8 protein-coding genes are annotated in these 10,487 nt (G+C 29.3%); 1 reads left to right on the top strand and 7 read right to left on the bottom strand.

The annotated features are described in order from the left end of the window. Positions 1–211 precede the first annotated feature (211 nt). From PUD86_00915 to PUD86_00905, 3 genes are read right to left on the bottom strand one after another with little or no spacing between them, the layout of a single operon-like run. Positions 212–2,161, bottom strand: coding sequence for an endonuclease MutS2 (locus tag PUD86_00915; GenBank protein MDD6775847.1), 1,950 nt, complete (start codon positions 2,159–2,161; stop codon positions 212–214). A 54-nt stretch (positions 2,162–2,215) separates the two neighbouring features. Continuing rightward, positions 2,216–4,633, bottom strand: coding sequence for a DUF3656 domain-containing protein (locus tag PUD86_00910; GenBank protein MDD6775846.1), 2,418 nt, complete (start codon positions 4,631–4,633; stop codon positions 2,216–2,218). Beyond that, positions 4,633–7,134, bottom strand: a complete 2,502-nt coding sequence (locus PUD86_00905; GenBank protein MDD6775845.1) for a U32 family peptidase — start codon at positions 7,132–7,134, stop codon at positions 4,633–4,635. Before PUD86_00905 ends, PUD86_00910 begins: the two co-directional genes overlap by 1 nt. A gap of 78 nt (positions 7,135–7,212) precedes the next feature. Between PUD86_00905 and tmk the strand changes: the two genes are divergently transcribed. Continuing rightward, complete coding sequence (gene tmk, locus PUD86_00900) at positions 7,213–7,791, top strand: dTMP kinase (protein ID MDD6775844.1); 579 nt, start codon at positions 7,213–7,215, stop codon at positions 7,789–7,791. 15 nt (positions 7,792–7,806) lie between these two features. Here the strand turns inward: tmk and PUD86_00895 are convergent, their stop codons facing one another. From PUD86_00895 to PUD86_00880, 4 genes are read right to left on the bottom strand one after another with little or no spacing between them, the layout of a single operon-like run. Further along, positions 7,807–8,016 carry a hypothetical protein gene (locus PUD86_00895; GenBank protein ID MDD6775843.1) on the bottom strand — a complete coding sequence of 70 codons (210 nt, stop codon included), beginning with the start codon at positions 8,014–8,016 and terminating at the stop codon, positions 7,807–7,809. Next, entirely contained in the window at positions 8,017–8,979 is a 963-nt protein-coding gene (locus PUD86_00890; GenBank protein MDD6775842.1) for a tyrosine--tRNA ligase, read from the bottom strand. Positions 8,980–8,987: 8 nt separating this feature from the next. Next, positions 8,988–10,031 (bottom strand): NMD3-related protein, encoded by a 1,044-nt coding sequence (locus PUD86_00885; protein ID MDD6775841.1) that lies wholly within the window; start codon positions 10,029–10,031, stop codon positions 8,988–8,990. 31 nt (positions 10,032–10,062) lie between these two features. Beyond that, the gene (locus tag PUD86_00880; protein ID MDD6775840.1) at positions 10,063–10,470 is read right to left on the bottom strand and encodes a translation initiation factor IF-2 subunit beta; all 408 of its coding nucleotides are present in this window, start codon (positions 10,468–10,470) and stop codon (positions 10,063–10,065) included. Between the last annotated feature and the right edge of the window lie 17 nt (positions 10,471–10,487).

Here is a 10,487-nt window from a genome sequence, read left to right as displayed (position 1 = left end):
TTCGATCCCAGTAGTGAAGTCCTTTTGTGTTTTGTTTGTGTACTATGGTTTTCTATGGGAATTTCATTTCGCTGCAAGCCTTCTATATTACAATTATTATTATACTTTACTTATTTTTGATTTGTTTATTTTAACTGTTTTTATCTTAGTTTTTACTTTTTAATGGTGATTTTTTGGTTTTTTTTTAAAAAAAAATAGTTAAAGAGTATATTTAGAATTTTTCTAATATTCTAGAATACACTGCTTTTAATTCGTCATCTGATTTTTCATAGATTCTTTTTAAAATTAATTCTGGGGTACTTTTAGCAAGGAAATTCATTTTAGGTGTTCTGTCTACAATTAAATTGTAGTTTTCATCTAATCCTTTAGCTTCAATACCATCAACTCTTATGTCAGTATAGTTCATAAGTTCTCTTGCCATATGGGTTACGATAATTCCATAAGAATTGGATTCTTTTATCATATCAATAAATGTTGATATAATTTTAACAGCAGCATCAAGTTCTGTTATTCCTTCAAGTTCATCTAATAATACTAATTTTTCACTATCTGTGGTAACTATTGGAATGAACACGTTTAAGAAGGATTCAAATGCTCCTGCATCAAGTGATCTTTTCTTTGAGAAGTGATAAATTTCATCAAATAGCTTAATTTTTGCACTATCTGCACTAACAGGAAGTCCAATTTGAGCCATTATTGATATTTGTGTTAATGTTTCGAGCAATGTTGTTTTACCACCACTATTTGCTCCTGTTAATAATGCAATATTTTCATCCTGAGTTAATTTGTAGTCAACTTTTTGTATTTGATCTTTATCTTTTTTAAGTGCTAATTCCAAGTGTAGAGCACCATTTAACTCAATTTCTTCACTGAATTCTGGTCTGCATAAATCATATTCATATGCAAAACTACCTAAACTGAATTCATAATCAAATTTGATAACATCTTCAACTTCTTTTATTGCTTTTTCTTTTATTGAATTTAATTCAATAGCAGCATTTCTTTTTATGTCAAAAATGTCATTTTCTTTTTTAGATGACTGTTCTAGAATTATTCTTTCGATTTCTGTGTCATCTATTTCAATAGGATATTTCCTAAGGAACGGATCAAATCTTATTCCTGTTTTTTCGTAGATAATTTCTTTACGTTTATTTATAATTTCGTCAAATATTTTCTTAATTTTAGGTGGGAAGTTATTATTTAATAAGTTGAGAATTTCATCTCCTTCAAGATCAACTTGTTTAATTGATTTTTCAAGTTCATCATCCATATCTTCTTTAAGAGAATATACAAGTTTTTCAATATCTACTTCTCTTTTATCAATAATGTTTACTTCATCGATAATAGGAATAATTTCTCCAAGTACACTTTCTTTATTTCTGATTTTTTGTATTTCATGTACTCTAGTAAATAAGTCTTTATTTTGGATAAAGAAGTTAATTATTTTTTCAGGAACAATTTCATAATCATTATCTTCGATATTAATCATTACTAGGTTTGGCATTCCTTCAAAATCAAGTATTCCCTGTGAGTATACGTAAAATACTAAATCATAATTCATTAATTCTTCTCTAAGTAGTGGTGAATCACTAGCTGTAAGGATAGGATAATATTGATTTAGTCCTAAATCAGTAAGGTAGGAATTATCTTCATCACTTTCAACAAGAATAGCTTTACTTGGATTGTATTCTGCTTTTACTTCCTCAACTTCTTTTAAGTTTTTCATTAATCCTCTTAATTTTATTATTGGGAGTTGTGAAACGTGTTGTTTAGCATCCATTACAAAATCAAGCTGTGAATTGATTTTTTCAATGTCTTTTGAAGGTGAAAGCAATAATATTCTATTTTTTGAATATTTTGTATTTGAATATGCCAATATCTTGTTTATGATGTCTTCATAAAGTTCCATTGCTCTGTCACTTTTTATGAATTCATCTTTAGGATTATTTAACAACTGATTCATTATATCAATTGCTTTTCTTTGACTTATTCCGTCGATATTGATTATTCTTTCAACATCTACATCTTCGACAATCTTTTGGAGTTCTTCTTCACCTCCAACGCTTTTTATAATCTTTTCAGAGATTTTATCTCCGATTCCTTTTATATTTTGCAATGTGATTCTTTCCTTTTGCATTTTTACCAAACCTTTTTTGTATATTGATATTCTTTTTAATATATATTCAACATTCCCAAGAGCATTTGAAAAGTAATTCTAATAGTTTGCCAAGGTATTTTTAGAACTGTATTTTCTTAATTTGTTCTCATCAACATGTTCATTTAGAGCGTCTGTGTAAACTTCAACTATTTTATAATAGTCATCATCCTTGTATCTACCATCAATTGCAAAATTCTTGTAATTTATATTCTTTAGATGTTCTATTTCTCCAAGTAATGAAATTTCACTGTCGTTAAATATTGTTAACTCCTGTGAAGAGATACTTTTGTGAATTGGGTATCTGTTATTCTTCTTGTCAATTAAATAGTTTTTATAATTCCTTTTAGACTCTTTTTCATTTAACAAAGGATATCTTGTTTTCATAAGTTCAACAGATCCTTGAACTAATATTTCAACTTTTTGAGGATTTTTACAATTCTTTATTATGTCTTCATAATCCTTTTTGGTTAATTCTGGAGATAATGTTACTATTTTATAGTTTTCCAAACTGTCTATAGTTGCATTATTTGTAACATTCATTGAATAAAATCCATATTCTGCATTAAAACTGTTGCTCATAATTGGTAAAGAGTAATGCATTTTGTTTAAAATTCCTCTTACCTTATTTAATGTTTTTATTAATGAATCATGGGTTATATCTGGCCATTTCCAGATTAATTCATAGTCTTTATTATAGGATATTTCATATGCTTTTTTTATGAAATTAATCATATGATTAAGGTTGTAATTTGGATTTGTAAGACTTAATGACTCATCTGAGTTTGGAATTTCCAAATAAACTCTTTTTACATTTTCTATATGTTCTAAATGTTTTAGATTGTTAGTGTAAAATGAAATACTGCATGCAGATTCATCATTTTCTTTTTTGTTTTGTTCTAATTTGATTGTTTTAGTGTCATGTTTAAATGATTCAACAACTTCTTTTTCCAGTTTTTCAAATAAATTTCTTCTAAGTTCGTTTATTTTACTAATTGGAATGAATAATGTTCCGTCATAGTTAACATTGATTTGTGTAATCTGATATGGGTAATTATCAGTTTTTTGAAGCTGCTTTTTAACTGTATCTGCACTAACACTTTTTTTCAAAGGTTTTTCAAAAGGAGTATTTCCTACTACTTCACAATTAAATTCTTTTTTATTTGCAAGGGTTAATCTTCCTTTAAGTAGAGGGAATTTATTTTTAATTGAAAATGTAAGAATTAGTTTTGATTTTACAAAGCTTGATCCTTTACTTTCTATTTCCTTGACCTTTTTGGTTAGGCTGTTTCTTTTTGTTAGATAAACATCAGATTCATTTAAATTAAATGTACTTTTCTTATTTTGCCATACCTTTTTAATGACCATTACTCTGTCTTTTCTTGTTAAGTCTTTCATTTGTTTGAATTTGCCTTTTTTAAAGTGATTTAGAGAAGTCACAATTGGTGGTTGTGAGATTTCAAATCCATAGTCATCATTATTTTTTATTATTAATAATCCGTCACCATTTTCAGGTATGCTTCTAACAGAATCGTCAAGTCTTATTGCAATTTGATTTTTTTGTGAATCGATTACACGACCTATCTTTAATCCGATATGACCTGCTTTAAGACTTCTTTTTGGATTATCATCAAATAATCCTGTACAAAATCCCCTATTAAATACAAGAGAAATATTTTCATTTTTAAGTTCCTTGTTGCTTTTTAATTTATTTAATGCTTTACGATAAGCACTTATTACAATTGCAAGGTATTCTTTATTTCTCATTCTGCCTTCTATTTTAATACAGGAGATATTCATCTGTGATATGTCTTTTAGTTTGTTAAATAAACTTAAATCACATGGGGATAAATAATAATCCTCTTTTTTAATTCCGTCAATTTTATACTTTTGACGGCAAGGTTGAGCACAGGTTCCTCTGTTTCCACTTCTCCCACCTTTAAAACTGCTCATAAGGCATTGTCCGGAATAGGAATAACATAATGCTCCATGAGCAAATATTTCATATTCCATGTCTTTGTCAAGAGATTCAATTTCTTCTTTTTTCATCTCACGAGGAAGAACAATTCTTTTTATTCCTTTACTTTTAAGATAGTCTACTTTTAGCTGGTTTTCACAGGTAATTTGTGTTGATGCATGAATTTTTAATTTAGGAACATGTTTGTTTATTAATTCAATTAATCCTAAATCCTGTACTAAAACAGCATCCACTCCCATTGCATATAGCTTTGAGACATAATTAATTACATCTTCCAGTTCATCTTCTTTAATTAATGTGTTTACGGTTACATAAACCTTGACATTATGCATGTGTGCTGTATTTATTGCATCGTTTATTTCATCTAAAGTAAAGTTAGTTGCATACTTACGAGCACCATACTCTTTTCCAGATAAATAAACTGAACTAGCTCCAGCATTTATTGCAACTTTCAAATGTTCCATTGAACCTACAGGTGCAAGTAATTCAGGAATTCTCATTATTTTGCCTCGTGTAATCTACCTTCAATATAGTTTCCTTTGTTAATATAGGACTGTGAGAAATCCATAATCTGGTATTTATATTTGGATAACTCTTCTTCATCTTTATTGCCTAGGCTTTCATTATAAATTGATAAAATCTGCTTTGTATATTGTTCATTGGAATATCTGCAGTCAAGAATAATTGAATCAAGGCCTAATTTTTTAATTTCATTCATCTCTTCAATTAAACACAAACAGTCCTTGTTAATAATGTGGCTTTGTCTGTTATAGTCAAAGAATACTTTATATTTGAATTTTTTCCTTTTTTTATCTTCTAATATTGCATAATCAGCATCATTGGAAATAATGAAATCTTTTCCGTCATTTAAATTGGTGAAATCGTCCTTACTTACGATAACTTCAAGGTTTCCATTAACAATCATTCCTAAATCAATATTTCTGTCATGATTTTTTAGCACTAATTCTTTAATTTCTTCACCGGAAAGTTCAGATGATAAAATTAAGGATTTAAATCCTGCTTCATTTAAATTGCGTACACAAAAACTGTTCCAGACATTTAAGTTGTGATGTCCATGAATAGGACAGTCAAATATGTCGCTCATTGCAGGGAAATCTCCCATTACAGAAATGATTATTCCTTCGTTTTCCAACTCTTTTACAATTTCATTACATTTTTGAGCATCTTCCTGGCTTATAAATGATGATAATACCCATACAAACTCAGTTTGTGATGCCATTAAACTACCTTGTTTTAGAGTTTCTTTTATATTTTCATAGTAGTCCTCAGGATTGTTGTAGTGACAGGTTCCGTCAAAATAGATTCTTTTTAAATCAAATCCTGATGCTGCTTTTATTTGAGATAAATCATCAATAAATATTGATAGTTTAGGAGTTTTTGATTTAACTTTTCCTTTATTGTTTTTATAATCTCCAATAAATTTGGTTAAATCTTTACGTACTGCTTTAATAGCTTTTTTAGTAGGTGTTTTATGATTAAGTAATAATTCAGTAGCAGTATCTAATATTTCACGTCTCATCTGGTTAATTTCACGAATTGGTATGAAAATATCATTTGGCATATTGTTAAAACGAACATTATTGATGAAAAATGGTGTTCCACCAGTTTTATTAAGCTGTTTTTCAATAGTTTGTTCATCAACAGGTTTGTTTTTAGCTTTTTCGAATTTTCCTAATGTTTTATGTCTGAAATTAATTAATTCATCACCAATATGGTATTCAACTTTGGTAAATAAATTCAAGTCATTATCCCAAGTTAGTGATAAATCAAGTCCGATATTATTTTTGATTGTTTCTTTTTCGAATTGCTTTAAATATTCGTGTGTAGATTTGGAATAGCTGATAAATACTTCTGTTCCAACTTTAACAAGACGTGTAGTATCGATTATAATTTCATTTTCATCCTGTTTTATGATATTTTCAAGATAAATTCCTTTGATTTTACCATTGTATTTAAATGCAATTCCATCTCCAGGTTCTAAAATAACTGGAATTTCTTTGTTTTTTATTTCAATTGTAACGTGAGTGCCTTCAATATTGGTTATGTCTCCAATGTATAGTCCTTCATGTCCTGAACTTCCTCTTCCCATTACCTGGCCAGGTTTATCTCCCATTACATATCCATTGGTGAATTTTCTGTTAAAAACAAGGTGTAAATCTTTTTTATAATCTCCAATGTTTCCGTCAATAAGGTTTCTGTAACTGTTTACAATGGTTCCAATATAATCTCCAGATTTCATTCTACCTTCTAACTTAAGGGATTTAACTCCAGCATTGGAAATCTCTTTTAGATTGTTATATGTAGCAAGATCGTGAGTTGATAACAAATATCCGTTTCCTATATTGTATCCTCTGTATTTTAGACGATATTCTCTTCTACATGGCTGAGCACATGCGCCTCTGTTTCCACTTCTTCCACTATTGTATGATGAAATGTAACATTTTCCACTTACACAGTAACATAATGCTCCATGGCCGAAAATTTCAATGTCCATGTCAATATTGTCTTTTTTGAGTTGTTTGTGTGTTTTTTCAATTTGATTTATATTTACTTCTCTTGGAAGAACAACTCTTTTTATATTATTTTGTGAAGCCCATTTTATTGAACTGTAATTGTTAATTCCCATTTGTGTGGATGCATGAACTTCTAAATCTGGTATTAATGTTTTTAAAAGCCAGATTAATCCGAAATCTTGTACAATTACTGCATCAACACCAATTTGGTATAATTTAAATAGATAATTCAATACATCAACAATCTCAAAGTTGTTTATAAGAGTATTTACAGTCACATGAACGCATGCACCATTTAAATGAGCATAATTAACTGCTTTTTCTATTTCTTCAATAGTAAAGTTTTTAGCATATGCTCTTGCCCCGTAATTTTGCCCTGCAATATAAACAGCATCTGCACCAGCATTTACTGCAGTAACTAATACTTCATATGAGCCTGCAGGAGCCAATAATTCTTCTAAAACCATTGTTTTTACACCTTATTTAATTATTCATTTCTATCTTTGTAATTAATTATATATTAAATTTAAAACAAATTCTATCTTATGTATATAGTATTTGAAGGAATTGATGGTGCTGGAAAATCAACTCAAATTCAATTATTAAAAGAATGGCTGGAAAATAATGGATTTAGAGTTGAAACATTAGTTGAACCAACTGACTCTGAAGTTGGAAAACTAATTAGGAAAATATTACAACGTCCGGATGCAACTACTGATAGAGTTCAAAAAACATTAGGACTTCTTTTTGCAGCAGACAGGATGTTAATAATGGATAAACTTGAAGATAAATCAAAAATAATTATTTCAGACAGATCTTTTATTTCAAGTTTAGCGTATCAGGAACCTGCAGATTGGATTGAAGTTTTAAATAAATATGCAAAAAAACCTGATTTATTGATTTTACTTGATTTGGATGTTAAAAAATCAGTTTCAAGAACCTCTGGTGAAGACACCTTTGAAAATGAGGAATTTTTAACAGGGGTTAGAGAAAATTATTTAAAAATTGCAAAAAATTATAATCATGAAATTATTGATGCAAATAATGGAGTAAATAAAGTATCTTCAGATATTAAAAAAGCAGTTGCACCATATCTTGGAATATGTCCAGATTGTATACAATAAATTAAATAAAGGAGATTATTCTCCTTCTAATTCTTTTAATCTAGCACGAATAGCTTCTTCTAAGAATTCTTTTGCTTTTACAAGCTCATCGTATTCTCCAATAAGTTTTGGTCCAAATTCACCATGTTCTAATTTAACATTGAATTTTTCGAATGCATGAGCAAGCATTTGTTCACCAACACCATTTGGTAAACCCATTTCAAATTCTTGTTTTTCTTCAACCATTTAATTTTCCTCCATAAATTCTCTTACAGGAGCAAAGAATTCTATTAAGAAGTCTTTAATTCCATTTTTTAAATCCATTGGGTGTAAATTACCTTCACTGAAATCTTTAATTAATTCATCGTGGGTAAGTTCAATATCTCCACCGAATTTTTCAGGTCTTTTAATGAGTAATTTTTCCTGATTTGGGAAAACGAATGTTTCAGCAATTTCAATCATTGGGTTGCCTTCAATTTCACCTTGTGGACAGTAACTTTTATTGATTTTTTTGGTAATTTCTTTAACAGAGTCATCTACTGCAATGTAATTTCCTTTACTGGATGACATTTTTGCATCTCCGTCAAGACCGTGTAATAATGGAGTGTGAATACAAACCGGAACATTTTCTCCAATTTTTTCTAAGTTTTCACGAGCTAACATTTGGATTTTTCTTTGTTCCATACCACCAAGAGCAATATCTACTTTAAGTGCTGCCATATCTACAGTTTGCATAATAGGGTAAATTACACTAGCAACTTTTGGATTGTCGTCTGCACGACTTACTTGATCCATACTTCTTCTTGCTCTTTTTAAAGTAGTCATAGTTGCAAGTTGATATACTTTATCAGTGTATTCTGGGTCTAATTGGAATGAAGAACCGTAAACGTATTCGGTTGTTTCATCAAGACCTAATGCTTGGAAACATTTTTTATTATATTCTGCAGTTTCAGCGATTTCTTCAATAGTTCCTTTTCCATTTAAGAATGCGTGGTAATCTGCTAAAAGAATTTTAATTTTAAATCCTAATTTTTGTAATTGTTTGAGTTTTTGTACGGTTACAGCATGTCCTAAATGGATTTTACCGGAAGGTTCGTAACCAGTATAAGCTATAGGTTGTTCTTTATTAAGTACTTCTTTTAATTCTTCAGTATCTATAACTTCTAAAGTTCCTTCTTCGATTAATTGAATTTTTTCTTCAATATTCATGTTATCACTTAATTTAGTAAATATGTGTAATTGTCAATTTGTATAAGCTTTATTTCGTCCCCAATATTATAATTGGAAAATTCTTCTTTCATCTCTAAATCAACTGCTGAGTAATCAACAGGATCTAAAATTTGTATTGTACTTGGAGACATGGATATTATTGTTGTTGTCTCGACATCAGTTGATTTTTTAACAAGTTCTATTTTCTCAATATTTTTTAGAGGAATATTTTGTTTTTTATTGGTTTTGATGTCATTTCCAACAATTCTATTTTTGTCAATAGATTTTACCTGAATTATTTTGTCTTCAAATTTAACAAAGTCATCAATTTCAAATTCAGGAATTCTAACGGAAATCCAAATTCTGTAAAGTCCTTTTCCAGTGGATTTGTCTTCACTGATAAGTCTTGGGGATTCTTTAATTACTCCACCAAACTCCTCTTTAAGAGCTTCAGCGACTTTTCTACCACTTTTTAGAGAACCAATGTAATAATCATGACCTTCTTTAGGTTTTGCTATTTGAGGGCAGTATGCTAATTTATCAGTTTTTAATTGTTTAATTAAAGTTTTTTCAACTATTTCATCAGCTTTTTCGAACTCTTCGCTTTTTATTTCTCTGTTATCTGCTCTGAATTGAATAACTGCTTCATAGTATCCTGATTGTACTTTACTGCATGTTGGACAAACTGTTTTGAGAATTTTAACTTCAGTTTCTTGTGTTTCTTCAATTTGAGTTCCCTCAACGTCTCCAACAATTTCAACGTAGCACTGTGCAATTGTACCTTTCATCTGGTCAATTTCTAAGTTGATAATTTCATTTGAAACTTCAGGAGCAACTTTTATGTTTCTCTCAAGAGCTCTGTAAATTATTTCGTCTTCAGGAATGAACTCTTCGCTCCATTTTCCTTCTTCAAGTTTACTATTACAGTGGCTGCATATTTGAACTTCAATTCTTTTTGGTAGCTCAATCATCTGAAAATCTTTTAAAAAACAGTCAATACAGATGTTGCCAACCATTTTTTTATCAGTACTTCCGCACTCTGGACAAAACATAGTATCAATAAAAAATAGTAAAAAAGGTAAATTATAATGATTTTAAAGGCGCTGTAGCTCCGCAAGCAGCACATTTAAGTAAGAATATTCTACCTTCTCTAATAATTCTAGTATCTGGTCTGTTACATTCGTGGCAGATTACGTATTTGTCTACATAATCTTCAATTCTTTCATTAATTAAGTAATGGGTAAATTTACCTTGTAAGATTGCTCTTTGACCTTCGATATTTCCTGCAGTACCTAATTCTCTCATTAAGAATTTTAATAAGTGTTGTGGGTCTCTGTTTAAACCTTCGGAAACATCTTTAAAGTTTTTAATGAATGTTCTATTACCTTGGATATCGGAATAAGCTTTAGGAATTTTGAACCTTTTGTGTTCAAATACTTCTGGAGGTAATTGGTCAATTGCTCTTTCTAATAAATCTTCGTATTTATCCATGTTATCTCTCCCGTGAA

The sequence above is a fragment of the Methanobacteriaceae archaeon genome (genome assembly GCA_029219465.1).
Classification (GTDB): domain Archaea; phylum Methanobacteriota; class Methanobacteria; order Methanobacteriales; family Methanobacteriaceae; genus Methanocatella.
Note: the sequence above shows the minus strand (reverse complement) of the source record. Positions and strands in the feature narration are given on the sequence as shown.

Bases quoted from the DNA above. Each gene is read 5' to 3' on its own strand.
- PUD86_00910 (MDD6775846.1), bottom strand. From the start codon at position 4,633: ATGAGAATTCCTGAATTACTTGCACCTGTAGGTTCAATGGAACATTTG.
- PUD86_00905 (MDD6775845.1), bottom strand. From the start codon at position 7,134: ATGGTTTTAGAAGAATTATTGGCTCCTGCAGGCTCATATGAAGTATTA.
- tmk (MDD6775844.1), top strand. From the start codon at position 7,213: ATGTATATAGTATTTGAAGGAATTGATGGTGCTGGAAAATCAACTCAA.
- PUD86_00895 (MDD6775843.1), bottom strand. From the start codon at position 8,016: ATGGTTGAAGAAAAACAAGAATTTGAAATGGGTTTACCAAATGGTGTT.
- PUD86_00890 (MDD6775842.1), bottom strand. From the start codon at position 8,979: ATGAATATTGAAGAAAAAATTCAATTAATCGAAGAAGGAACTTTAGAA.
- PUD86_00885 (MDD6775841.1), bottom strand. From the start codon at position 10,031: ATGTTTTGTCCAGAGTGCGGAAGTACTGATAAAAAAATGGTTGGCAAC.
- PUD86_00880 (MDD6775840.1), bottom strand. From the start codon at position 10,470: ATGGATAAATACGAAGATTTATTAGAAAGAGCAATTGACCAATTACCT.